Source organism: Brevibacterium sp. Marseille-P9724 (genome assembly GCF_902500275.1).
GTDB lineage: Bacteria > Actinomycetota > Actinomycetes > Actinomycetales > Brevibacteriaceae > Brevibacterium.
Window position 1 is genome coordinate 12,207 of record NZ_LR722996.1, and the last position, 23,417, is coordinate 35,623.

The 23,417-nt window shown below is 63.8% G+C and carries 24 protein-coding genes; 22 read left to right on the forward strand and 2 right to left on the reverse strand.

The genetic code is table 11. From position 1 onward, the window contains the following. Window positions 1-23 precede the first annotated feature (23 nt). From smc to GC119_RS08410, 17 genes are all read left to right on the forward strand, one after another. Window positions 24-3,566, forward strand: a complete 3,543-nt coding sequence (gene smc, locus GC119_RS08330) for a chromosome segregation protein SMC (protein ID WP_151952887.1) — start codon at window positions 24-26, stop codon at window positions 3,564-3,566. Between the two features lie 108 nt (window positions 3,567-3,674). Then, window positions 3,675-4,064, forward strand: a complete 390-nt coding sequence (locus tag GC119_RS08335) for a hypothetical protein (RefSeq protein ID WP_193215642.1) — start codon at window positions 3,675-3,677, stop codon at window positions 4,062-4,064. A gap of 10 nt (window positions 4,065-4,074) precedes the next feature. After that, window positions 4,075-5,193, forward strand: coding sequence for a signal recognition particle-docking protein FtsY (gene ftsY, locus GC119_RS08340; protein ID WP_151952889.1), 1,119 nt, complete (start codon window positions 4,075-4,077; stop codon window positions 5,191-5,193). Window positions 5,194-5,322: 129 nt separating this feature from the next. After that, window positions 5,323-6,915, forward strand: coding sequence for a signal recognition particle protein (gene ffh, locus GC119_RS08345; RefSeq protein WP_151952890.1), 1,593 nt, complete (start codon window positions 5,323-5,325; stop codon window positions 6,913-6,915). Window positions 6,916-7,084: 169 nt separating this feature from the next. Continuing rightward, window positions 7,085-7,516, forward strand: coding sequence for a 30S ribosomal protein S16 (gene rpsP / locus GC119_RS08350; RefSeq protein ID WP_151952891.1), 432 nt, complete (start codon window positions 7,085-7,087; stop codon window positions 7,514-7,516). 2 nt (window positions 7,517-7,518) lie between these two features. Continuing rightward, window positions 7,519-7,746 carry an RNA-binding protein gene (locus tag GC119_RS08355; protein ID WP_070574113.1) on the forward strand — a complete coding sequence of 76 codons (228 nt, stop codon included), beginning with the start codon at window positions 7,519-7,521 and terminating at the stop codon, window positions 7,744-7,746. Window positions 7,747-8,113: 367 nt separating this feature from the next. Then, window positions 8,114-8,620 carry a ribosome maturation factor RimM gene (rimM, locus tag GC119_RS08360; protein ID WP_151952892.1) on the forward strand — a complete coding sequence of 169 codons (507 nt, stop codon included), beginning with the start codon at window positions 8,114-8,116 and terminating at the stop codon, window positions 8,618-8,620. Then, on the forward strand, window positions 8,617-9,381 hold the full coding sequence (gene trmD, locus GC119_RS08365) for a tRNA (guanosine(37)-N1)-methyltransferase TrmD (protein ID WP_070574118.1): 765 nt from the start codon (window positions 8,617-8,619) through the stop codon (window positions 9,379-9,381). Before rimM ends, trmD begins: the two co-directional genes overlap by 4 nt. Window positions 9,382-9,624: 243 nt before the next feature. After that, window positions 9,625-9,966, forward strand: coding sequence for a 50S ribosomal protein L19 (gene rplS / locus GC119_RS08370; protein WP_070574120.1), 342 nt, complete (start codon window positions 9,625-9,627; stop codon window positions 9,964-9,966). A gap of 57 nt (window positions 9,967-10,023) precedes the next feature. Further along, window positions 10,024-10,623: a signal peptidase I gene (gene lepB / locus GC119_RS08375; protein WP_151952893.1), complete on the forward strand. Its 600-nt coding sequence runs from the start codon at window positions 10,024-10,026 to the stop codon at window positions 10,621-10,623. Window positions 10,624-10,632: 9 nt separating this feature from the next. After that, window positions 10,633-11,304, forward strand: a complete 672-nt coding sequence (gene lepB / locus GC119_RS08380; protein ID WP_070574123.1) for a signal peptidase I — start codon at window positions 10,633-10,635, stop codon at window positions 11,302-11,304. Then, window positions 11,301-11,966, forward strand: a complete 666-nt coding sequence (locus tag GC119_RS08385) for a ribonuclease HII (RefSeq protein ID WP_151952894.1) — start codon at window positions 11,301-11,303, stop codon at window positions 11,964-11,966. Before lepB (GC119_RS08380) ends, GC119_RS08385 begins: the two co-directional genes overlap by 4 nt. Before the next feature lie 24 nt (window positions 11,967-11,990). Continuing rightward, complete coding sequence (locus GC119_RS08390) at window positions 11,991-12,308, forward strand: DUF2469 domain-containing protein (protein WP_070574127.1); 318 nt, start codon at window positions 11,991-11,993, stop codon at window positions 12,306-12,308. 153 nt (window positions 12,309-12,461) lie between these two features. Next, complete coding sequence (locus GC119_RS08395; RefSeq protein ID WP_070574129.1) at window positions 12,462-12,845, forward strand: YraN family protein; 384 nt, start codon at window positions 12,462-12,464, stop codon at window positions 12,843-12,845. Then, window positions 12,835-14,466, forward strand: coding sequence for a YifB family Mg chelatase-like AAA ATPase (locus tag GC119_RS08400; protein WP_226829374.1), 1,632 nt, complete (start codon window positions 12,835-12,837; stop codon window positions 14,464-14,466). Before GC119_RS08395 ends, GC119_RS08400 begins: the two co-directional genes overlap by 11 nt. Continuing rightward, window positions 14,463-15,671: a DNA-processing protein DprA gene (gene dprA / locus GC119_RS08405; RefSeq protein WP_151952895.1), complete on the forward strand. Its 1,209-nt coding sequence runs from the start codon at window positions 14,463-14,465 to the stop codon at window positions 15,669-15,671. The genes GC119_RS08400 and dprA overlap by 4 nt, the downstream gene beginning before the upstream one ends. 22 nt (window positions 15,672-15,693) lie before the next feature. Continuing rightward, window positions 15,694-16,656, forward strand: coding sequence for a tyrosine recombinase XerC (locus GC119_RS08410; RefSeq protein WP_151952896.1), 963 nt, complete (start codon window positions 15,694-15,696; stop codon window positions 16,654-16,656). 19 nt (window positions 16,657-16,675) lie between these two features. Here GC119_RS08410 and GC119_RS08415 read toward each other — a convergent pair whose 3' ends face one another. Continuing rightward, complete coding sequence (locus GC119_RS08415; RefSeq protein WP_151952897.1) at window positions 16,676-17,686, reverse strand: peptidoglycan DD-metalloendopeptidase family protein; 1,011 nt, start codon at window positions 17,684-17,686, stop codon at window positions 16,676-16,678. Between the two features lie 393 nt (window positions 17,687-18,079). Between GC119_RS08415 and rpsB the strand changes: the two genes are divergently transcribed. Both rpsB and tsf read left to right on the forward strand, forming a co-directional pair. Beyond that, window positions 18,080-18,937 carry a 30S ribosomal protein S2 gene (gene rpsB / locus GC119_RS08420; protein ID WP_151952898.1) on the forward strand — a complete coding sequence of 286 codons (858 nt, stop codon included), beginning with the start codon at window positions 18,080-18,082 and terminating at the stop codon, window positions 18,935-18,937. 41 nt (window positions 18,938-18,978) lie between these two features. Beyond that, window positions 18,979-19,806, forward strand: a complete 828-nt coding sequence (tsf, locus tag GC119_RS08425; RefSeq protein ID WP_070574257.1) for a translation elongation factor Ts — start codon at window positions 18,979-18,981, stop codon at window positions 19,804-19,806. Between the two features lie 148 nt (window positions 19,807-19,954). Here tsf and GC119_RS08430 read toward each other — a convergent pair whose 3' ends face one another. Then, window positions 19,955-20,977: a YeiH family protein gene (locus GC119_RS08430; RefSeq protein ID WP_070777135.1), complete on the reverse strand. Its 1,023-nt coding sequence runs from the start codon at window positions 20,975-20,977 to the stop codon at window positions 19,955-19,957. 165 nt (window positions 20,978-21,142) lie between these two features. On the opposite strand from GC119_RS08430, the gene pyrH reads away from it, so the two are divergent. From pyrH to GC119_RS08445, 3 genes are read left to right on the forward strand one after another with little or no spacing between them, the layout of a single operon-like run. After that, window positions 21,143-21,886, forward strand: a complete 744-nt coding sequence (pyrH, locus tag GC119_RS08435; protein WP_070574261.1) for a UMP kinase — start codon at window positions 21,143-21,145, stop codon at window positions 21,884-21,886. Window positions 21,887-21,913: 27 nt separating this feature from the next. Then, window positions 21,914-22,471 carry a ribosome recycling factor gene (frr, locus tag GC119_RS08440; protein ID WP_070574263.1) on the forward strand — a complete coding sequence of 186 codons (558 nt, stop codon included), beginning with the start codon at window positions 21,914-21,916 and terminating at the stop codon, window positions 22,469-22,471. Window positions 22,472-22,490: 19 nt separating this feature from the next. Then, on the forward strand, window positions 22,491-23,390 hold the full coding sequence (locus GC119_RS08445) for a phosphatidate cytidylyltransferase (protein WP_226829376.1): 900 nt from the start codon (window positions 22,491-22,493) through the stop codon (window positions 23,388-23,390). Window positions 23,391-23,417 lie beyond the last annotated feature (27 nt).

A 23,417-nucleotide genomic window follows, 5' to 3' on the forward strand; every position in this document is an offset into this window, starting at 1 on the left:
GTTTGGCGGCTATGCTGATCTGAATGTTCCTCAAAACCCTGTCGATGCGCGGCTTCAAGTCGTTCGCGTCTGCCACCCGGCTCGAACTCGAACCGGGCATCACGTGTGTGGTCGGACCAAACGGTTCGGGCAAGTCGAACGTCGTCGACGCGCTCGCGTGGGTCATGGGAGAACAGGGTGCGAAGAACCTCCGAGGCGGAAAAATGGAGGACGTCATCTTCGCCGGCACTTCGAAGCGGCAGGCGCTGGGCCGAGCCGAAGTCAGTCTGACGATTGACAACGCCGACGGGGCCATCCCGATCGACTACACGGAAGTCACCATCAGCCGCACGCTGTTTCGCTCCGGCGGCAGCGAATACGCCGTCAACGGCGCACCGGCGCGCCTGCTGGATATTCAGGAGCTGCTGTCCGATTCCGGTCTGGGCAAAGAAATGCACGTGATCGTCGGCCAGGGACAGCTGGACCAGGTTCTGCACGCCGATCCGTTTGAGCGCCGCGGGATCATCGAAGAGGCCGCGGGCGTTCTCAAACACCGCAGGCGCAAAGAAAAAGCCGTCCGCAAACTCAACGGCCTGCAGACCAACCTCGACCGTCTGCAGGACCTGCGTGCAGAACTGGCCCGGCAGCTGGGTCCGCTGGGCAAACAGGCACGTGCCGCACAGCGGGCCGCGACCGTGCAGGCCGAGCTGCGCGACGCAAGTGCTCGCCTGCTGGCCGACGACATCGTCCAAACACAGGCAGCGCTGCAGAACACGGGAAACGCGCGGGAAGAATCCCAACAGCGGCAGGTCGTGCAAGCGCGCATTGAACAGCTCGAACAGGACATTGCCGAAGCACGCGCTTCGGCAGTGAAAGCAGAACAGGACAACGACCGGCTGGCCCAGCTGCTGCGCAGACTCGGCCGGACCGCCACGCGAGCCACAGCGGCAGCCGGCCGCGCCCGCGACCGCGTGGAGTTTCTGCGCACGCCCGCGCAGAAGCTCAGCGGCGACGCGCCCGAAGCCCTCCTCGAGAGGGCCGAGCACTTCCGCGGTGAACTCAGCGACGCCGAAGACCAGCAGAGCAGACGGGCCCAGAGCCTCGAAGAGCTCGCCCAAGCCAGAAACGAAATCTCCGGCAAACTCGACACGGCGGAAGCAGCACTGAAAGCCGCACGTGCGGAGATCGCCGAAAAGGTCCGCATCCGGGCCGGACTCGAATCTGATGTCGAAACCGCCCAGCGGGCACTCGAGGGCATCTCTCGCGAAAAGGACGAAGCCGCACCTGCACGCGAGAAGCTTTTGGCGGACATCGAGAGCGCACGCGCCGAAGCGCAGCGGGCAGAAGCCGCCGTGGCCGATTTAGAACAGGAACAGACCGGAGTGGATGACGCAGTGCAGGCCGCAGCTGATGCGACCGCTCGCGCCCAAGCCGCTGTTGACGAAGCCGACACCCGCAGCGCCGAACTGACCGGCGAGCTGCGCAAGACGGAGGCCCGGATTGAGGCCCTGCAGATCAGCGCATCGCATTCGGCGTCCGCAGATGACCTTCTGGCCCTTGAAATCGACGGTGTCACCGGGCGAGTGGAAGACCTCCTCGAAATCGAAGCGGGCTTTGAAACAGCCGCCGCGGCAGCGCTTGGCCCCTTCGCCCAAGCTCTCTTCGCAGACACCCACCAGGCGGGGCTGGCGCTGCTGGAGAACACGGACGGCAGCACTGACGTCGACACCGTCATCGGCGCCGACTCTCACGAGGGTTCTCCAGAGCCGATCGCGATCGGTTCCGCCCGGCGAGCCGTTGACGTGGTCAGCGCATCCAACCTCGGACTGCGCACAGCACTGCGCGCTGTGCTCAGCCGCACTGTCATCGTCGAAGAATCCGAGCAGGCGCTCGCCCTGCTGCAAGAACACCCCGACCTGACGTGCGTGACCCGGTCGGGCACTGTCATCGAGACCCACCGCGTGCGCCGTTCCGGTCGTGCGGAAGCCGCCCGCGCCGAAGCCCGCAACGCGCTGGCCGAAGCTCAGGGCGGCATCGACGAGCTCGCCCTGGCAGCCGCAGAGGCAGCCGAAGAAGTCAAGAGGCTCCGCGAAGCCCTCCGGGAGGCCCGCAGTCAGGAGCAGCGGGCTCAGGAAGCTCGGCGCGATGCAGAAGCGCGCATCATCCGGGCACAGGGCGCCGTCACGGCAGCGTCCGAACGCGTGCAGCTTCTCGAAGCCGAAGTCGAGCGCCTCGACGCACGCAGCGCACAGCTGGACAAACGACAAACCCAAGCCGAAGAACAGCGCGAAAAGGCCCAGGCGGCACTGGCAGGACTCGACACGGTTGACGCCGAACCCGGCACCGAAGACCGCGACCGCTTGGCGCAAGAACACACGCAGCTGGGCGAAGAGGTCATGGAGGCCCGAATCGCAGCCCGCTCAGCCGATGACCGCGTGCGCTTCCTGGCCGATCGCATCGACAGCCTGCGCCGCAAAGCCCGAGCCCAGCAGGCTGAGCGCGAACGCCTGCAGCGTGAAGAGCAGGCGCGGAAACTTCTGGCGGACAGAACTCAGGCCGCAGGCGAGGTGGCCGAAGAGCTCGCACAGCACCTGGCCGAAAGGGAAAAGAGCGTCGAAGCCGAACACGCCGCGCTGCAGGAGAGCCGCACCGCAGCCGGCGAACAGGCTGAAAAGCTGCGCGAAAACCTCGATGAACAGCGTGGGGAACTGGCGAAACTCGCAGAGGCCGAACACGCCGCGGCACTCAAACGCGAACGCTTCGTGCTCAGGCTCGAAGAGCTCAACCGGCGAGCAGAACAGGAAATCGGCCTGTCAGCCCAGAACCTCATAGAACAGTTCGGCCCCCACCTCGACGTCCCGGACTTCACCGCGGACGTCGACGGCGACGAACTGCCCACCCGCCCCTTTGTGCGCACCGAAGTGGAGGGCGTGCAGAAAAAAGCCGAACGCGAAATGAAGCGCATCGGCAAGGTCAACCCGCTGGCGCTCGAAGAGTTCACAGCGCTGCAGGAGCGTCACGACTATCTGGAAAAGCAGATCAACGACATCGAAGAGACCCGCGAGGATCTGCGCGGCATGGTCAGCCAGATCGACGAGCTCGTCAAAGAGGTCTTCGCGGAAGCCTTCGCCGACACTGCGCGGGAGTTCACCGATATCTTCAGTCGGCTGTTCCCCGGCGGCGAAGGCTCACTGTCGCTGACAGACCCAGACGACATGCTCACAACCGGGGTCGAGGTGTTTGCCAGGCCGGCCGGGAAGCGGGTTCGCAGGCTGTCGCTGCTGTCTGGTGGGGAACGGTCGCTCGTCGCAGTTGCCATCCTCGTGGCGATTTTCAAAGCCCGGCCCAGCCCCTTCTACGTCATGGACGAAGTCGAGGCAGCCCTCGACGACGTCAACCTCTCAAGACTGCTCGGGGTTTTCAAAGAGCTGCAGGAGAGTTCACAGCTGATCGTCATCACCCACCAGAAGCGCACCATGGAAATCGCCGACGCGCTGTACGGCGTCACAATGGGCGGGGACGGGATCTCCAAGGTCGTCTCACAGAGGCTGGTCAGCAGTGTTCGAGGTGCCGCTGGCGATCCCTGAATAGAACTCTCAGCTCGGTCCCACTAAGCTGGCCTTCTAAGAAATGCACGTATACGCCGTCAAGGAGCCTCTGCCCATGTTCTGCAACCGCCCGATCACGGGGTGCTGATGGCTGGTCTGGCCAGCTTTCTCATACTCCTCGTCGGATTGGCGATCATCCTGACGCTCGGCATCGTCATCGTGCTCGCCGTGGCTCTGCCGAGCCTGCGCCAAGAAGGGCGAATCAAACCCAGTTCGTCACAGCGCTTCCGCCTGCCGCACTCGTGGACCGGCTACGACGACTACGGCTTCTTCGGATCAGAGGAAGAAACCGCTCACCTCCCCACGCGCGAACAGGCGGCCGTCACCGCAATGGCCGACCACCACTACGTGCTCGTGCCGCAGCCCAGGCGCCATGCGGCACCGAACCTGCTGACCCTGCGTCCGCGCACTCGGCACTGGAAAGTCCCGGATACCGGCACGGGGCTGAGCACCACGCTGCAGATTCTGTTCCGCTAGATTGGGTGCCATGGACACTCTTGTCACAGTCGGCATCATTCTGGCCATTGTTCTCATTGCCGCGGGCTTCGTGCTCTTCGGCCCTGCGCGCACCAAACGGCGCACCCCGTCAGCACACGTTCCGGATCTCACTGAGGACACCGCCGAAGTCGAAGAAGAGCGGCGGTATGAAACTCCCACCGAACCAACCACGCGCCTGGCCCGCCTGCGTGCTCGACTGGCCAAGTCCAACAACGTCTTCGGCCGAGGTCTGCTGACCCTGCTGTCCCAGGACACCCTGGACGAACAGACTTGGGAGGACGTCGAAGATGCCCTCATCATGGCCGACCTCGGCGTCGACACGACCGCCGAACTGGTCGACTCGCTGCGTGAAAGGGTGCGGGTGCTGGGCACACGCGATCCCGAACACCTGCGGCCGCTGCTGCGCGAAGAGCTCATCAAAGTCGTTGACCCGACCATGGACCGCACGCTCAATGTGGCTGGCTCCGAAGCCGCTCGCGAGGCCGGAGACCCCGCCGTCATGCTGGTGGTCGGTGTCAACGGTGCCGGAAAGACGACGACCGTCGGCAAAATCGCCCGCGTTCTCGTAGCCGAAGACCGCAGGGTTGTGCTCGGAGCTGCAGACACCTTCCGTGCGGCAGCGGCAGAACAGCTCACCACGTGGGGTGACCGCGTCGGGGTGGAAACGGTTCGCGGGGAAGAGGGCGCCGATCCCGCATCGGTGGCCTACGCCGCGGTAGAACAGGGCAAGCGCGACGGCGCCGATGTTGTCGTCATCGACACCGCCGGTCGCCTGCAGAACAAACGCGACCTCATGGATGAGCTCGGCAAGGTCAAGCGCGTAGCAACCCGCCCCCTGGGCGAAGGCCACGACGTCGACGAGGTGCTGCTCGTCCTGGACGCCACCACTGGCCAAAACGGCATGCAGCAGGCCAAGGTGTTTGCCGAGTCGGTTGACATCACCGGCATTGTCCTCACCAAGCTCGACGGGACGGCAAAGGGCGGCATCGTCGTCGCCGTTCAGCGCGCCCTCGGCGTGCCCGTCAAGCTCATCGGCCTGGGCGAAGGCGCAGACGACCTAGCGCCGTTCACCGCCGAGGGCTTTGTCGACGCTCTGCTCGAATCCTGACAGGCTCCCGGCTGCCGCGCAGCTGGAGGACAGCCGGGGTCGGCGCGCCACTGCTGAGAAGCCGGGACCGGCGCATCGTCTATCCTTGTCTGTTGAGTTTCAGTCCACATACGAAGGCAGTCAGAACCCGTGTTCAACTCTCTTTCCGATCGCCTGACAGCGACTTTCCGCAATCTGCGCGGCAAAGGCCGCCTGACGGAAGCCGATGTCGATGCGACTATCCGCGAAATTCGCCGCGCGCTTCTCGATGCTGACGTTGCGCTGTCGGTAGTGCGCTCCTTCACGGGGCGCGTGCGCGAACGTGCGCTCTCGGAAGAGGTTTCGCAGGCGCTCAACCCCGGCCAGCAGGTCGTCAAGATCGTCGGCGATGAGCTCAAGGGAATTCTGGGCGGACAGACCCGCCGGCTCGAGTTCGCAAAGAAGCCGCCGACGGTCATCATGCTCGCCGGTCTGCAGGGTGCCGGTAAGACGACGCTGGCCGGAAAACTCGCCCACTGGCTGCGCGCGGAGGGCCACCGCCCCATGCTGGTGGCCTGTGACCTCCAGCGGCCCAACGCCGTCAACCAGCTTGAGGTGATGGGCAGTCGCGCAGGCGTGCCCGTCTACGCACCGCAGCCGGGCAACGGGGTGGGAGACCCCGTCGCAGTTGCCAAGGACTCAATCGAAGAAGCGCGTCAGAAGCTGCACGACGTGGTCATCGTCGACACCGCCGGACGCCTGGGCATCGACCAGGAGCTCATGCAGCAGGCCGCCGATATCCGTGCCGCCGTCAACCCGGACGAAGTCCTGTTCGTCATCGACGCCATGATCGGCCAGGACGCAGTCCAGACCGCAGAAGCCTTCCTCGAAGGAGTCGACTTCACCGGTGTCGTCCTGTCGAAGCTCGACGGCGATTCCCGAGGCGGTGCCGCCCTATCGGTTGCCGAAGTCACCGGAAAGCCCATTATGTTCGCCTCGACCGGCGAAGGCCTGAAGGACTTCGAACAGTTCCACCCGGACCGCATGGCCGACCGGATCCTCGACATGGGCGACATCATGACGCTCATCGAGCAGGCCGAGCGCACCTTCGACAAGAAAGAAGCTGAAAAGCTCGCCAAGAAGGTCGAATCCGGCGGAGGCTTCGACCTGGAGGACTTCCTCAAGCAGATCGGCGCCATCCGCAAGATGGGTTCGATGAAGAAGATGCTCGGCATGATCCCGGGCATGGCCCAGCACCGGCAGCTGATCGAACAGTTCGACGAACGCGAATTCGACCGCATCGAAGCGATCATCCGCTCGATGACCCCGGCCGAACGCGCCAACCCCAAGATCCTCAACGGGTCGCGCCGTGCGCGCATCGCTCGCGGTGCCGGTGTTGAGGTGAGCCGAGTCAATCAGCTCATGGAGCAGTTCGCCGCCATGCAGAAGATGATGAAGCAGATGGGCGGCGGCCGCGGTATGCCGTCGATGCCGGGAATGCCCGCCATGCCGGGAATGCCCGGCGCCGGGGCTGGCGCAGGCCGAAAGCAGCGCCGCAAGTCCGGTGGCAAGAAGAAGGGCAGCGGGGCGGGCAAGTCCGGAAATCCCGCAAAGCGCGCCCAGCAGGAACGCGAAGCGCAGCTGCGCCGCGAGGGCAAAGCACCCAGCCAGCAGGGTGCGGCCTTCGGGGGCATCGACCTCGGTGACGACGAAGAGTTCGACCTGTCGAAGCTGCCCAAGGGCTTCGGCGGCTTCTCGAAGTGAACCCGGTGGAAAGCCGCCGTCTTTTCTGGCACAATAATCTGCTGTACTTGTCTGCCCGCTGATCCCTCTCAGCCAGCGGACAGGCTGGAACACGAGGAAACGAAACGCCGACATCCCCACGTTGCGCGTTCGGATCTTCACCCTGATTGCAAAAGGAGACACCACAGAAGTGGCAGTCAAAATTCGTCTGAACCGCATCGGCAAGGTCCACGCACCGCACTACCGCGTTGTCGTGGCTGACTCGAAGACCCGCCAGAACGGCCGTCCGATCGAAGAAATCGGTCTGTACCAGCCCACCTACAACCCCTCGGTCATCAAGATCGACTCGGAGCGCGCACAGTACTGGCTCTCCGTCGGTGCTCAGCCCACCGACCAGGTCAAGGCTCTGCTCAAGCTCACGGGTGACTGGGCTAAGTTCACCGGCGAAGGCGACACCGCCAACCGGGTCGAAGGTCAGGCTGAAAAGCAGGAATTCGAAGCTCCCGAAGCCAAGTCGGTCATCAAGCCGAAGGAAGACAAGGCTGAGGAAGCTCCGGCTGAGGAAAACGCCGAAGCCGCTGCTGAAGAAGCACCCGCTGCCGAAGAAGCAGAAGAGGCCTGATCATGCTTGCGCAGGCGCTTGAACACCTCGTGCAGGGAATCGTCGACAACCCAGACGACGTTTCCGTGAGGGAGCGCAGCGGCGGTCGCGGTACGACCCTCGAAGTGCGCGTCCACCCTGACGACCTCGGTCGTGTCATCGGACGTGCCGGGCGCACCGCCAAATCGCTGCGCAAGGTCGTCAACGCCATTTCGGGCGACCGTGTGCGCGTCGACCTCGTTGAAGCCTGATCACACTCGCAGTCTTCTAACAGCGCCCCGCGGAGGGAAACCTCCCCGGGGCGCTGTTGCATTTGGGCGCCAATGAGCAGGCACGCAGGCGGTTGATCTGCACACGAAGACTCCCGTTAACCGGGATCTGCGCTTCAGCCGCAAGGAACCCACCCTCCAGCAACAAAAACTCCCGTCAGCCACCGCTCTTTTCGGGTGTTTTTGTTGCTGGAGGGTGTGCGGGTGCGAAACAGGGCCGAGGCGGAGGTTTGGTTCAGCAGGGCGGATCCTCTGTGGGGTGGGGCTTGGCTGCGCCGGTGCCAGGCGTGCCCGGCAACTGCCGCCCGCCGTTACACTGGAGGGGTTCGTCAAGCTGTGAAAGGCCCCTGTGAGTCAAGTTGTCGCCCGCCTGGGCAAACCGCACGGCATCCGCGGTGAGTTCACCGTCGAGGTCCGCACCGATGATCCCGACGAGCGCTTTCTCGTCGGCAGTGAATTCGCCACCGAGCCGGACATCGGCACCCTCACCCTCACCCGTGCCAGGTGGCACCGTGATCGCCTGCTGCTGACCTTTGCGGAAATCAGCGATCGCACGCGGGCAGAGGAAGTCCGCAACACACTCATCAGCGTTGAAGCTGAGGACGACGATGACGACAGTGCCTGGTATGTCGCCGACCTCATCGGCCTTGACGTTGTTGAAGACGGTGCGGTGATCGGCACGGTCGCCGACGTCATCAACAACCCCGCCCAAGACCTCCTCGAAATCACGCTGAGCGCCGGTGCCGAGGCTCTGGTGCCGTTCGTTGAGGAAATCGTCCCGCACGTCGACATCGACGCCGGCACGATCACCATCACCCCGCCGGCAGGTCTGCTGCCGCAGGACGGCGAATCGTGAGGCTTGACGTCCTCACCATCTTTCCGGACTACCTGAGTCCCCTTGACCTTTCGCTCATCGGCAAGGCCCGCAGGGACGGCCACCTTGATCTGAGGGTGAGCAACCCGCGTGACTACACAGCCGACCGCCACCATACGGTCGACGACACCCCCTACGGTGGGGGAGCCGGGATGGTGATGAAAGCCGAACCCTGGGCCCTGGCCCTTGAAAGCACACTCGAAGGAACCTCGACAACGGCCGAGCGGCCCTTGCTGATCGTGCCCAGCCCCGCAGGCGCTCCGTTTACGCAGAAGACTGCCCGCGAACTGGCTCAGCGTGAGCACCTTGTCTTTGCGTGCGGTCGATACGAGGGAATCGACCAGAGGGTGATCGAGTGGGCAGGCGACGACGGCCGATTCGACGTCCGACTGGTCAGCATCGGCGACTATGTGCTCAACGGCGGCGAAGTCGCCGCTCTCGTCATGATCGAAGCCATTGCCCGGCTGATTCCCGGAATCATCGGCAATCCGGAATCACTCGATGAGGAAAGCCACGAAGACGGGCTGCTCGAATATCCCGCCTACACCAAACCCGCCGAATGGCGGGGTCGAGCGATCCCCGAGGTGCTGCTGTCGGGAAACCACGCGGCAATTGCCCGCTGGCGCTATGAACAGCGGCTGCTCAGAACGAGTCAAGTGCGGCCGGACATGCTCGAAAAGCTGTGGGACAACCTCAGCCAAAAAGACCGGGCCTACTTGGAAGCGCAGCTGCGCCAGCACTGACAGGAACGGCTGGCGCGGCAGGAGCCGATCGGCTTCGCGAGATCCTCGAGGCCCCGAGTTGGTCAGTCCCGCGCCCGTGCACTAAACTGAGCCTCTGTGTTTGCTGACTGCAGCCTGCCTCGGAGGGCTCGCAAGTCCACAAGGGAAAGCCGCAGGGCCATCCGGCAGACCATCCGCCCATCCGCTTGCCGCGGATAATGACACGCGCATGTACGATCCGGGGCGCGCATGCAGGAGAAACCCATGCAGAAACTTGATTTTCTCGACAAGGCTTCGCTGAAGACCGACATTCCCAAGTTCAAAGCCGGTGACACCGTTGATGTGCACGTGCGCGTCATCGAAGGCTCGCGTTCGCGTGTCCAGGTGTTCCGCGGTGTTGTTCTGCGCCGCCACGGCCAGGGCGTCGGCGAAACCTTCACCGTCCGCAAGATCAGCTTCGGCATCGGCGTCGAGCGCACCTTCCCGGTCCACGCACCCACGATCGACAAGATCGACGTGCTGACCCGCGGTGACGTTCGCCGTGCCAAGCTGTACTACCTGCGCGACCGTCACGGCAAGGCCGCTCGCATTCGCGAGAAGCGCTGAGTATGACGCACTGAGGGCGCGAACCGCCGGGTTCGCGCCCTTTGTCATATCCAGAACATGCACACATCACGCACACGCAGAATCCTGCCCGTGATCGCCTGGCTGGCCATTGCCGCACTTCTGCTGGCCGGCATTCTGCGCGGCTTCGTCGTCCAGCGGTTCACCATACCGTCCGAATCCATGGAGCCTGCACTTCAGCCGGGCCAGAAGATAACGGTGTGGCGCATGCCCGCACTGTCAGCCGACATCGAGCGCGGCGATGTTGTCGTCTTCGACGGTCGCGGCAGCATGCTGCCGGGCACGGGCCCCGGCGGGGTGCAGAACATCGCATCGTGGTTCGGCATCGGACCGAAAGACGTCTTCTACGTCAAGCGCGTCATCGGCACCGGCGGAGATGAGGTCGTCTGCTGTGAGGGCAAACACCTCACGGTCAACGGCGAGGTGCTGAAAGAGCCGTACCTGAAAGACCAGTCCGGCTCCGCCTCGGACATCGAATTCCACGTGCGGGTGCCCGAGGGGCGGGTGTGGCTCATGGGTGACAACAGGCACAATTCGACCGATTCGCGGAACCTGCTGGGCAGGCCCGGCGGGGGAATGGTGCCGCTGAAGCGGATTATAGGAACTGTCCGAGAGTCCGACCTGCGCGGTTCGCGGTAGGATGGCTCGGTGACTGAACGGAAGAAGAACGGCGGCAGGGCCCTGCGGGGTCTGCGTGAAATCGCCATCATCGCGGTAATCGCACTCGTCGTATCCTTCGCGATCAAGACGTTCGTCGTCCGGTCTTTCTACATCCCGTCGTCGTCGATGGAGAACACGCTGCAGATTGACGACCGCATCATGGTCAACCAGCTGCCGTGGAACGAACCTGAACGCGGACAGATCATCGTCTTCGACGACCCGGGCGGATGGCTGCCGCCGGCTGCCGCCGGCACCTATCAGCCGAACCCGATTCTCGAATTCTTGGGCCTCGTGCCCGCCAACGCAGGCCAGCAGCTCATCAAGCGCGTCATCGGCGTCGGCGGGGACACAGTCGAATGCTGCGATGAACAGGGCCGAATCAAAGTCAACGGCCAGCCAATCGACGAAAGCTACGTTAAGAGCGGAACCGACCCGTCGGCCATCAAGTTCAACGTGGAAGTCCCCGAGGGAAGCTACTGGGTGATGGGCGACAACCGCTCAAACTCACTCGATTCGCGCTACAACACCGAATCTCCCGGCGGTCCTTTCGTGCCGAAGGACAACGTGGTCGGCACGGTGTTCGTCATCAACTGGCCCTTGGACCGCTTCTCTCGGGTCAAAGCTGCCACCGACGTCTTCGCCGACGTGCCCAACCCGTGAACGGACTGACCGACCTCAGCCTCGAAAAGCAGCTGTACGACGAGGGCATTCGGCGGGTCATCGGAATGGACGAGGTGGGGCGCGGCTGTACCGCGGGCCCCGTCGGCGTGGGCGCCGTCTGGTTCTGTCTGCATGAGCTGCTGGGCGGGGCTGAGCACATTCCGGCAGGGCTCCACGACTCCAAGCAGATCAGCCCGGCACGCCGACCCGGTGTCGCCCAGTCGGTCCGCGACTGGCAGGAGCACGCGCAGGTGAGCTTCGCCTCGGCTGGGGAGATTGACGAAATCGGGCTGACGGCAGCATTGGCACTTGCGGGCAGGCGGGCGCTGGCACAGCTTCCCGAAGCTGATCTTGTGCTGCTGGACGGCAAACACAACTGGCTGTCTTATGAACCGTCTCTTGTGGACGCCCACCTGTTTGCCGATGCTGATGCTGTTGTGCCGAAAGTGCGCACATTCATCAAGGGAGACGGGCGGATTGTGACGATCGCGGCGGCGTCCGTCATCGCCAAAGTCGACCGTGACGCACTGATGGTTCAACTCGACGCGCAGTTCCCCGGCTACGGCTGGGCTGGAAACAAAGGCTATCCGAGCCCCGCGCACAAGCGGGCCGTTGCCGAACTGGGGCCCACGCCCTGGCATCGCAGGTCATTTGCCCTCTGAGGGCCGAACACTAGGGTAGGGGCTATGAGCGTCGAGGACTTAGAAGCTTTTGAAGCTGATCTTGAACTGCAGCTGTACCGTGAGTACCGCGACGTCATCAGCCTCTTCTCCTACGCTGTGGAAACCGAACGGCGGTTCTATCTGGCCAACTCCGTTGACGTGCAGCAGCATTCCGACGGCAGGGATGTGTTCTTCGAGGTCACGCTGGCTGACGCCTGGGTGTGGGACACGTGGCGCACTGCCCGCTTCGTGACCAATGTGCGGATTCTGACCTACAAGGACGTCAACATAGAAGAGCTCGCCAAGAGCGATTTCCCCGGGCCCGAGGACCTCGACGGCTGAGGTTGTTTCCGCTGCCGCGGTCGAGGTGGTGGTCGGCGGGGCAATTGGGCTGGTGCTGACTGCGGCTAAGGAACCTGTGGACTGCGGCCCGGTTATCCCCAGCAGTTTCCATGGGGTGCCTCTTGAAGCGGTCCGCCGGGCACTGTTGGCGGCATGAATGAGCCGCAGAGAAAACCACACAACACCACGCTGGGCGCGCGGGGCGAAGAAATCGCCGCAATCTACCTTGAGCGCGAATGCGATTGGATCATCCTCGACCGCAATTGGCGGTGTCGCGACGGTGAAATCGACATCATCGCCTATGACGACGAAGACGTCGTCTTCGTTGAAGTCAAAACCCGTTCCACTGCATTTTCCGGTGATCCGCTGGAAGCCGTCGACTTCCATAAGCTGCGCACCCTGCAGGGCCTGGCCACACGCTGGGTGACACAGCAGAAGGGCTACATACCCAGCTACCGGATTGACGTCATCGGAATCTGCTTCGGGGGCCAAGCGCCCACGCTCACCCACATTGAGCAGGTGTTCCATGACTGGTGAAGCACTGGCGCCGGCAGCCGAAGCTCCCTTCACGCGGCCTGACGGGCCCGGGGACGGCAGTGAAGCCCCCGCATACACCGTCATCAAGCCGAAAGCGAGGGCTATTGGGGCTACGAGCGCGGTTGCCCTGTGGGGACTGTCCGGGACGGTCGTAGCGGTGGAGGCGAGCATCAACAACGGTCTGCCCGGCATCGACATCGTGGGTCTTCCCGACGCTTCGGTGTCGGAAGCGCGCAAACGAGTCCGCGCCGCAGTGTCGAATGTGGGACTGAGCTTGTCGGCGCAGCGCATCACGGTGAACCTCTCGCCGGGCAGCGTGAAGAAAGCGGGCACCGCGTTTGACCTGGGCATTGCAATAGCGCTTCTTGCCGCCGAAGGCGCGGTCAGCCGCGACAGCGCCCAATCGTGCGTGTGCATTGGGGAGCTGGGCTTAGACGGTCGGATTCACCCAGTCAACGGAGTGCTGCCGATGGTGTCAGCGCTTCAGCGGGAAGGCCTGCGCAGAGTGATCGTGCCCAAGGCCAATGAAAGCGAAGCCCGATTGGCAGGCGATGTCGATGTGCGCGGGTGCATAAGCCTGGCCGACGCTGTGAGAGTCCTCGGCGGGCACGTCCGCCCCGTAGACCTCGTGCCAGTGCAGCTGAGCGGTCGGCGCTCTGCCGAGCCGCAGCGGCCGGGGGACCTTGCGGACGTGCAGGGTCAAGACGATGCCCGGTGGGCTCTCGAAGTCGCCGCAGCCGGCGGGCACCACCTGTTGATGAGCGGGCCGCCGGGGGCGGGAAAGACAATGCTCGCCGGCTGTCTGCCGGGCCTGCTGCCGCCGCTTGCCCCTGACGAGGCGGTGGAAGCCTGCTCCCTGCAGTCCCTGGACGGAACATTCGATCCCGATCGCGGGCTCAACGCCGTTCCGCCTTTTGAAGCTCCACACCATCGGACAACGGCCGCGGCAATGGTGGGCGGTTCCAAGCCTGGGATGATCGGGGTGCTGTCAAAAGCCCACAGGGGAGTGCTGTTCCTCGACGAAGCGCCCGAGTTCAGCCGCGATGTCCTTGAAGCCATGCGACAGCCTTTGGAAAGCGGGGTGTGCAGTATTCACAGGGCGTGGGGTTCGGTTGATCTTCCGGCACAGTTTCAGCTAGTTCTGGCAGCCAATCCGTGTCCGTGCGGAGGCTCGACGGGCAGGCAGTGCATGTGCAGTCCCACTGAGAAAAGGCGCTACCGGGCCAAGCTGTCCGGGCCGCTGATGGACCGTGTGGATATTCAGCTGACGGTCCAGCCGATCAGTCCGGCGGACCTGCACAGAAAAGAAAAGCGAGAAGGCTCGGCAGAAGTCGCGCGGCGGGTAGCTGAAGCACGGCGGGTGCAGGCGCAGCGGTATCGCGATGACGGCTTTGCACTCAATGCGCGCGCTCCCGGCAGTCGGCTCCGTGAGATCTTCCGCTTCACCCCGCAGGAAACAGCACACCTGGACACCGCTTTGGAACGCGGAACGCTCTCCATGCGCGGCTATGACCGGGTGCTGCGCATCGCCGCGACAATTGCCGACTTGCGCAGCATTGATCGGCCGGGCCGTGATGAGCTCATGGCGGCAGCCGCGCTGAGAACCCAGGAGCAGCTATGACCGACCCAGCCGAACTGAGAGCCGCGGCCAATCTCATGCGCACCGCTGAACCGACTGACCGGATGCTCGCGGTGTGCATACGCGCGGAAGGACTGACCGAAACGTGGCGCGCCCTCAGCAGCACCGCCCGCGACGACGGTCCCGATAACAGCAGGGCACGAAGCTTCATAGCAAGCTGCGCGGCCGACTTCGGCATCACCGTGAGCACAGAAGCGGTGACGAAAGCCGCCGAGCGGTGGAAAACCAGAATCACCGGACAGGACTGTGATGCTGACCGCGACCTGCGGATTATGGAACGGCTGGGCGCTCGCCTCATTGCACCGGGCTGTGCCGAATGGCCACAACAGCTGGACGATCTCGGCCTGGACGCTCCCACGGCCCTGTGGGCGCGGGGGCCGGGAAACCTGAACGACCTGACTTCTGTTTCGTGTGCCCTCGTCGGTGCGCGCGCGGCGACCGGCTACGGGACAGCGCTTGCCAAGAACACGGCGTTCGAACTGGCCCGTGACCGGGCGACCGTCATTTCCGGCGGTGCGTTCGGCATCGACGCGGCAGCCCACGCCGGAGCCCTTGCCGCATCGGCCGGACAGGCCTCAACGATTGCGCTTATGGCCGGGGGAGTGGACCGCATGTATCCGCGCGGCAATGCGGATCTGCTGGAAGAACTGTGTCGAAATCACCTGGTGGTCTCAGAGTGCCCGCCGGGTGCAACGCCGATGCGGCACAGGTTCCTTGCCCGCAACAGGCTGATAGCAGCCCTGTCAACTGCGGTTGTGGTTGTTGAAGCGGGGTGGCGTTCCGGTGCGATCAACACCGCGCACCATGCGGCTGAACTCAGTCGACCCCTGGGTGCTTTTCCCGGACGGGCCTCCGACGCTGAGTCCGCCGGATGCCAAAGGCTCATTCGGGAAGGAGGCGCTGTGCTCGTGACCGAACCAGACCACGTGCGCGAACTGCTCGGCACCGCAGATGTTGCAGAACTGTTCAGTCGCGAAAGTGCCCGAGCGCAGCGCGAACCGGCTGACGGGCTGAGCGATGCTGAGCTCAAAGTGTTCTCCGCGCTTCCCGTACAGCGCGGAGTCGACTGCTCAACCCTCGCGGTACGCGCAGGGCTGGACCCGCAGAGCACACGGGCTGCGCTCGCCGCACTCGAACTTGCCGGACTGGCACACCGCAGCGGTGACGCGTGGCAGAAGGGTCGCTGACCCAAGCCGCTATCCTGGGCCTATGACCTCGAACCTTCCCCACGAGGCACTGCCGACCGAGTACGCCTCGGCGCTGGAGGACTACGAATCCGAACTCACGGTCCACCAGACAGTGTCCGAGCACACGCGGCGTGCTTACTGTGCAGATGCGCGTTCCGTTCTCGAATTCCTTGTGCGCGCAGCCGGCGGTCAGCCGATCGCCCTGCGTGACGTCGAACTGGCAAACCTGCGCCAGTGGCTCATGGAGATCCACGAACACGGAGCTTCTGCCAGCACAGCGGCACGCCGCATAGCGGGAGTCAGGTCGTTCTTCACATTCCTGCGCCGCAGCGGCCGCATCGAAGCATCACCGGCCGAGCGCCTGCAGGCGCCGAAGAAGCCCGGCCGCCTGCCGGCGGTGCTCAAACAGCGCGCCGCGGAAACCGTACTTGCCAACACTGGGCAGACAGCTGGTGAAGACTCGGAGCAGGCATCGGATCTGAACCCGGTTCAGCTGCGTGACCGTGCCATGGTCGAACTGCTCTATGCCACGGGCATGCGCGTATCTGAGCTGACGAGCCTCAACCTGGACTCCGTTGACTTCGCAAACAAGCTCATCACGGTGCTCGGCAAGGGCCGCAAAGAACGCCGGGTGCCCTTCGGCGGTCCATCAGAAGCAGCGCTGAATGCGTGGCTGGACGAGGGGCGGGAAGCTCTGGCTGCAGAGCCTGAAGCCCTGTTCGTCGGTGTGCGCGGAAAGCGCATTGACCCGCGCCAAGTTCGCGAAGTCGTGAGCAGGGCAACTGCCGGCTACAGCGATTCCCCGCGGCTGTCACCACACGGACTGCGGCACTCTGCGGCCACGCACATGGTGGAAAACGGCGCCGATATCCGACAGGTGCAGGAAATGCTGGGGCACGCCAGCCTGAGCTCCACCCAGATCTATACCCACGTTTCCCTGCAGCGGCTCAAAGACACCTACCGGCAGGCCCACCCGCGCGCATGAAACCCGAACCGGGTGGAGCTCAGCCCGCGCGGAACTCCCAGTGCCACGGTTCAGGCAGCGAACCCGACGGCTGGGCCCAGGGCGGGTGCACCCACCCGAACCGGGATGCGTTCGCCTTCATCCACTTATGCTGCGCAGTGCCGAAGCTGTTGATGCCTGAGCCTAGGTCCACAGCCAATGCCCACCCGTGGTTGGAACGCCCCGGGGTTGCCGCCCACTTGCCCTTGCGTGCTTTCAGCGTCACCTGTGTCTGGTAGTCGCGGTAGGAATCTGTCACCGAAATCGGATGGCCGAACCTCTGGGCAAAAGCCGCAGAGAGCGCATCGAATCCTTTTGCGGCATCACACCGCAGGCGGTGGCCGGGCGCTGACCGCAGCGGGCACAGAGCCACAGTGGGAATGCGGCCGTTGCTGTAGCCGCCCCACGCGCCGGCCCCTGACTTCCCGACCGAGCCTCCCGGCGCCGCGGCAGGCAGGCGGTCAGGTGCTTGCGCCTCGGGCAGCAAGATTGAGGCATCGGAAACAAAGAAACCAGCCGGATTCACATAGTCCTTAGCCCGGTCCGCCTTCCAGACCCCGACGTGCACACAGCCGTCAGCGCAGTGTGACGTATCCGCAACAGTGCCGATCACCTGCCCTGCAGCAACCTGATCGCCCTTGCGCACAGTGCCCGCGACGGGTTCGAACGACACTGCGTAGCCGCCCACCTCGAGACTGATAACCGGTTTGTCCGCGACTTTCCCGACAAACCGGACTGTGCCGGCAGCGGGGGAGCGGATCGACTCACCGACTGCTGCGGCAACATCGATCCCACGGTGGCCCGCATTCCAGTTCTGTGCGGGCTTGTCAAAAGCCCGCACAATCTGCAGACCCGGAACGGGGGTCAGCCAACGGTGCGCAGCGTCGACTTCGGCGCCGTCGGTGTTCTGCGCGTAGGCAGAATGTGGCCCACCCACCACGATCAGTGCGGCAAACACAGAAGCTATGGCAACAGAAACAGCAGCAGATAGAGCAGAGGTGATGACTTTCATGCGGACAGTTCAGCGCGCATCATGCCCTACCCGCGAGACCCGGAAGACAGCTGTGGGAAACCCCGCCGCAATCCCCAGACACGAGAACGGGAGTCACATTCACCTCTGAATTCCACCTCGCGAGCCTCTGCACTCAGCAGCCCGTTTTGCCCAGGTTGAGCGACACCGTAGAATAGAACCAGCAGAAGCGTGTCTGCTTCTGACTTCGCGCATCCGATTGAACCGATCTGCCGCAGGTGCGCGCTGTCCACACCCAATGGATTCCAAGTCCAGTGGAAAGCGCGTCGGCAGGTCCGCGGGTGCCAGGACCAACCGAAACCCGTTCCGCGATCGAGTCCCAAAGCTCACCGCAGGAACCCTAGGCGCGCAAGCGCACAGAAAGGAGACCACGGCATGGCCGTCGTCACCGTTCGCCAGCTGCTCGAATCCGGCGTTCACTTTGGTCACCAGACCCGCCGGTGGAACCCGAAGATGAAGCGCTTCATCTTCACCGAGCGCAACGGCATCTACATCATCGACCTGCAGAAGTCGCTGGGCTACATCGACACCGCCTACGACTTCGTGAAGGAAACCGTCGCCCACGGCGGTTCGATCCTCTTCGTCGGCACGAAGAAGCAGGCCCAGGAAGCAATCGCAGAACAGGCAGCGCGCGTGGGCCAGCCCTACGTCAACCAGCGCTGGCTCGGCGGTATGCTCACCAACTTCCAGACGATCGCCGGTCGTCTGCGCCGCCTGAAAGAACTCGAAGAAATCGACTTCGAGGACGCCGCGGGCGAAGGCCGCACCAAGAAGGAACTGCTCATCCTGTCCCGCGAAAAGGACAAGCTCGAGCGCACCCTCGGCGGCATCCGCGACATGCAGCGCACCCCGTCAGCAGTGTGGGTTGTCGACACCAAGAAGGAACAGCTGGCCGTTGACGAAGCTCGCAAGCTCGGCATTCCGGTCATCGCCATCCTCGACACCAACTGCGACCCCGACGTTGTCGACTACCCGATCCCGGGCAACGACGACTCGATCCGCTCCGTCAAGATGCTGACCCGCGTGGTTGCAGACGCAGTCGCCGAAGGCCTCATCAAGCGCCACGGCGGCAGCGAAGAGGGCGAAAAGAACGTTTCCGCCGTCGAACCGATGCCCGAATGGGAGCGCGAACTCCTTGAAGGCAAGTCCGAGGGCGCCGCAGACAAGGCCGAAGCTGACAAGGCTGAAGCTGAAAAGTCCGAAGACAAGGCCGCTGACAAGCCCGAAGCCTGACCCCACGTCCCTTCGACCCCGTATCTTCCAAAGGAGATTCCATGGCGAACTACACCACAGCTGACATCAAGGAGCTGCGCGAAAAGACCGGCGCAGGCATGATGGACGTCAAGAAGGCACTCGACGAAGCCGAAGGCGACAAGGCCAAGGCCGTTGAGATCCTCCGCGTCAAGGGCCTGCAGGGCGCTGCCAAGCGCGAAGGCCGTTCCACCTCGGACGGCGTTGTGTTGGCCCGCGTTGAAAACGGCGTCGGCACCATGATCGAGTTCAACTCCGAAACCGACTTCGTCGCCAAGTCCGACACCTTCAGCAAGCTCGCTGAAGAGGTTCTCGACCTGGCCGTGTCGAACAACGCCGACAACGCTGAGACCCTGCTGAACACCGAAATCGACGGCAAGCCGGTTTCGCAGATCATCACCGAAGGCGGGGCATCGCTCGGCGAGAAGGTCGACCTGCGCCGCGTGGGCCGTATCGAAGCTCCTTCGATCGCGCAGTACATGCACCGCACCAACAAGGACCTGCCCCCGCAGGTCGGCGTTCTCTTCGCCTACGAAGGCGGAGACGACCAGGTTGCACACGATGTCGCAGTGCACATCGCAGCCATGTCGCCGAAGTACTTCTCGCGCGAAGACGTCCCGGCTGAGATTGTCGAAAAGGAGCGCGAAGTCGCCCTGGAGACCGCCAAGAACGAAGGCAAGCCGGAACGGGCCATCCCGAACATCGTGGAAGGCCGCGTGAACGCATTCTTCAAGGACAACTGCCTGCTGGACCAGGGCTTTGCCAAGGAGCCCAAGACTCCGGTCTCGGCTGTTCTGAAGGACGCCGGTATCGACGCTCAGGGCTTCCTGCGCTTCCGCGTGGGCGTCTGATCGTCTGAACTGCTGAAGAAATGCCCCTCGGCTGACTGCCGAGGGGCATTTCTGCGTCTGCGGTTCTTCTGTCCGGTGGTCGGCAGGATAAGCGGGGAAGACTCACGAGGTGCCGCTTGCCTGCCGCTGCTTCTTCCCGCAGTACCTCTCAGGCCACGAGAAGCGCGCCGCCCAGCGCGGCTGAGGCGACCCCCAGGGTCACGAGGGCTGCCAGAATCAGAGGACGCAGGCCCATGCGAACAAGGGACCGGAAATGAACACCGAGGCCCAAACCAAACATGGCCGCGGTCAGAAAGATCTTCTGGACCCAGTCGGCGCCGGTGAGGAACCATCCGGGCAGAGGCAGGAACGTTGTCGTGACAGCCGCGACGATGAACAGCGCGACCCACAGCGGAACGAGAGGGGGACGTTCGGAAGATTCCCTGCTGTCGGAAGCTCCGCCTCGTACCATCCAGCGGCCCAGGAAGAACACGACCGGAGCGAGCATGAGCACCCGGGCGAGTTTGACGATGACCGCGGGTTCAAGGGCTGCCGGACCCAGAATGCCGCCGATCGCAGCGACCTGCGCGACTTCGTGCACACCGGCCCCCGTCCAAATGCCCGCTGTGCGAGGGGCAAGGTCCCACAGACCGACAAGCGGGGGCACCACACCGATCATGATGGTTCCGAACAGAACCACGAGCGCGACGGCAGCCGCCGTGTCTTCTTTCCGAGAGCGCAGAGTGCTCTGCGCGCCGGCGACTGCTGCTGCACCGCAGATCGAGAAACCGCAGCCTATCAGCATTGACAGGTCACGGCCCACTCCCAGCAGTCGGCCCAAGCCGACGCTTAAGAAGAAGCCTCCCGCAACAAGCACTATGACCAGCACGATCACGAGAGGGCCCAAGGCCGCGATGTCCTTCAGCGACAGCTGAAAGCCCAGGGCGATGATTGCCGCGCGCAGCAGCGGTTTCGACGCAAAGGCAACCCCGGGGTCAAAGCGCGCCGGCAGCGCAGGCAGCAGGTTGCGCACCAGCACGCCCAGAACAATGGCCATGAGAACCGAACCCGTGTGCGGAATTGCAGCGGCTAATGCGAAAGCAATACCTGCGGCAAGGCCGCACAGCAGAAGACCCGGCAGCAGCTTCAACAGCGCGGACGGTGAGGGGAGTGAGTCGACGGATGTATTCACGCCCTCTACTATGCTCCCCGCGGGTGTCGGCACCGCACTCGGCCCGGTGGATTCGGACGCTGAGAGCGGCTGCGGGGCGCCTGTCTGCGTGCCACAAGGCGGAATGCAGAATCGGCAGGCGCGGATGGGTAGACTGGGAGCGATCCAAACGAAGGAAGGAAGCAGATGCCGCACACCGTGAGTGAGAGTCCGAAGCCCGAAGCCACACATCGGCGCAGGGTCCTGCTCAAACTCTCCGGCGAAGTGTTCGGCGGCGGCTCGGTCGGCGTGAACCCCGATGTCGTCGCATCTGTCGCTCGTGAAATCGCGCCCACTGTCGGCGAAGTCGAAATGTCGATTGTCGTCGGCGGCGGCAACTTCTTCCGCGGGGCCGAACTGCAGAACGGCGGCATGGACCGCACGCGCGCTGACTACATGGGCATGCTCGGCACCGTCATGAACTGCCTCGCACTGCAGGACTTCCTGGAACAGCTCGATGTGGACACCCGCGTGCAGACGGCGATCCCCATGCCGCAGGTCGCTGAAAGCTACATTCCGCGCCGAGCCATGCGACACATGCAGAAAGATCGCGTCGTCATCTTCGGCGCCGGTGCGGGCCTGCCGTTCTTCTCAACCGACACCGTCGCCGCTCAGCGCGCGCTGGAAATCCACGCGGACGAAGTTCTCGTGGCCAAGAACGGAGTCGACGGCGTCTACACGGCCGATCCCAAATCAGATCCGACGGCGCAGAAGCTCGACAGCATCTCCTACCAGGACGCTCTGCAGCGCGGGCTCAAAGTCGTCGACGCGACAGCTTTCAGCCTGTGCATGGACAACAACGTCGCTATGCGCGTCTTCGGTATGGAAGGCGAAGGAAATCTGCGCTCGGCCATCATGGGCGAGAACATCGGCACCGTGCTCTCTGCCTGAGAGCCAGCACTATTCATAGGAGACACAATGATCGATTCTGAGCTCAAGGACGCACGCGGCCGCATGGACGGCGCCGTAGAGGCCACCCAGGAGAACTTCGGTTCCGTGCGCACCGGCCGCGCGAACCCGCAGCTGTTCGCCAATATTCAGGTTGAGTACTACGGAGTGCCGACCCCGCTGCAGCAGCTGGCCTCCTTCCAGGTGCCCGAAGCCCGCACCCTCCTGATTTCACCGTTCGACCAGTCGGCACTGGGCAACATCGAGACCGCCCTGCGCAACTCCGATATCGGCGCCAACCCCGCCAACGACGGCAACGTCATCCGCGTGGTCCTGCCGGAGCTGACCGAAGAACGCCGCCGCGAGTACGTCAAGATTGTGCGCGGCTACGCGGAAGACGGCAAAGTCGCCATCCGCAATGTCCGCCGCCGCACCAAGGACACCCTCGAGAAGTTCCAGAAAGACGGCGACCTCGGCGAAGACGAAGTCCGGGCGGGCCTGGCCGAACTCGACGAGCTCACGAAGCGCAAGACCGACGAAATCGACACGCTTCTTGCGGCCAAAGAAAAAGACCTGATGGAAGTCTGACTTGACTGCTCAATCACCCTTGACTTCCTCAGACGACAGCGCGGAAGCACAGCAGACGCCGTCGCCTGAGGAAGTCACCCCTCCGGCGGAAAAAGACTACGGAAAAGCAGGACGGAACCTGCCTGCCGCAATCGGGGTCGGCGTGGGCATCGGCGGGACCGTGCTGGTCAGCCTCCTCGTCTACCCTCCGGCGTTCCTTGCCATCGCCATCATCGGGGTTCTCGCCGCCACGTGGGAACTGTCCACCGCGCTGTCTCGCTCCGGGGCAGATGTCTACCGGCCGCTGACCATGACCGCAGCTGCCGGCCTCGTGCTGTCGAGCTGGTTCGGCGGGCGCGAAGCCGTATGGGTCGCATTCACCCTTTCAGCGGGCATCATCATGCTCGTCTCGCTTATGACCGGGCGGCCCAATCCGGTCAAAGAAGTGTCCCTGTCGCTGTTCGCCCTGACCTATGTCGGGCTCATGGCGGCGTTCATCGTCTACATCCTCCACCAGCCGCAGGGCAATCTTCTGCTCATCACGTTCCTGGCCCTGGCCGTGTCCTCTGACACCGGGGGATACGTGTTCGGCGTGCTGTGGGGCAAGCACCCCATCGCCCCGAAGATCTCACCGAAGAAATCCTGGGAGGGGTATGCAGGTTCGACCGTGTTCGCCGTGACCGTCGGAATCTGCATGGCCGTTTTCGCCTTCCACGTGCCCTGGTGGGAAGGTGCTGTTCTCGGTCTGGTGATCCCAGCCTTCGCAACGCTCGGGGACTTTTCGGAATCCATGATCAAACGCGATCTGGACCTCAAAGACATGGGCAATCTGCTGCCGGGCCACGGTGGTGTCATGGACCGATTGGACTCGATCCTGCCCAGCGCCCCCGTCGTTCTCGTGCTCTACACAATTCTGCCGGGGTTCATCACCACAGGCTGATGAGGACGACGATCACACGCTCCCCTC

What these genes read in the sequence shown, in the direction of transcription:
- tsf (WP_070574257.1), top strand. Translation starts at nt 18,979, where the DNA reads ATGGCGAACTACACCACAGCTGACATCAAGGAGCTGCGCGAAAAGACC.
- GC119_RS08335 (WP_193215642.1), top strand. Translation starts at nt 3,675, where the DNA reads ATGGCTGGTCTGGCCAGCTTTCTCATACTCCTCGTCGGATTGGCGATC.
- GC119_RS08390 (WP_070574127.1), top strand. Translation starts at nt 11,991, where the DNA reads ATGAGCGTCGAGGACTTAGAAGCTTTTGAAGCTGATCTTGAACTGCAG.
- smc (WP_151952887.1), top strand. Translation starts at nt 24, where the DNA reads ATGTTCCTCAAAACCCTGTCGATGCGCGGCTTCAAGTCGTTCGCGTCT.
- ftsY (WP_151952889.1), top strand. Translation starts at nt 4,075, where the DNA reads ATGGACACTCTTGTCACAGTCGGCATCATTCTGGCCATTGTTCTCATT.
- rpsB (WP_151952898.1), top strand. Translation starts at nt 18,080, where the DNA reads ATGGCCGTCGTCACCGTTCGCCAGCTGCTCGAATCCGGCGTTCACTTT.
- pyrH (WP_070574261.1), top strand. Translation starts at nt 21,143, where the DNA reads ATGCCGCACACCGTGAGTGAGAGTCCGAAGCCCGAAGCCACACATCGG.
- GC119_RS08415 (WP_151952897.1), bottom strand. Translation starts at nt 17,686, where the DNA reads ATGAAAGTCATCACCTCTGCTCTATCTGCTGCTGTTTCTGTTGCCATA.
- GC119_RS08410 (WP_151952896.1), top strand. Translation starts at nt 15,694, where the DNA reads ATGACCTCGAACCTTCCCCACGAGGCACTGCCGACCGAGTACGCCTCG.
- lepB (WP_151952893.1), top strand. Translation starts at nt 10,024, where the DNA reads ATGCACACATCACGCACACGCAGAATCCTGCCCGTGATCGCCTGGCTG.
- GC119_RS08395 (WP_070574129.1), top strand. Translation starts at nt 12,462, where the DNA reads ATGAATGAGCCGCAGAGAAAACCACACAACACCACGCTGGGCGCGCGG.
- GC119_RS08355 (WP_070574113.1), top strand. Translation starts at nt 7,519, where the DNA reads ATGCTTGCGCAGGCGCTTGAACACCTCGTGCAGGGAATCGTCGACAAC.
- frr (WP_070574263.1), top strand. Translation starts at nt 21,914, where the DNA reads ATGATCGATTCTGAGCTCAAGGACGCACGCGGCCGCATGGACGGCGCC.
- dprA (WP_151952895.1), top strand. Translation starts at nt 14,463, where the DNA reads ATGACCGACCCAGCCGAACTGAGAGCCGCGGCCAATCTCATGCGCACC.
- rplS (WP_070574120.1), top strand. Translation starts at nt 9,625, where the DNA reads ATGCAGAAACTTGATTTTCTCGACAAGGCTTCGCTGAAGACCGACATT.
- GC119_RS08400 (WP_226829374.1), top strand. Translation starts at nt 12,835, where the DNA reads ATGACTGGTGAAGCACTGGCGCCGGCAGCCGAAGCTCCCTTCACGCGG.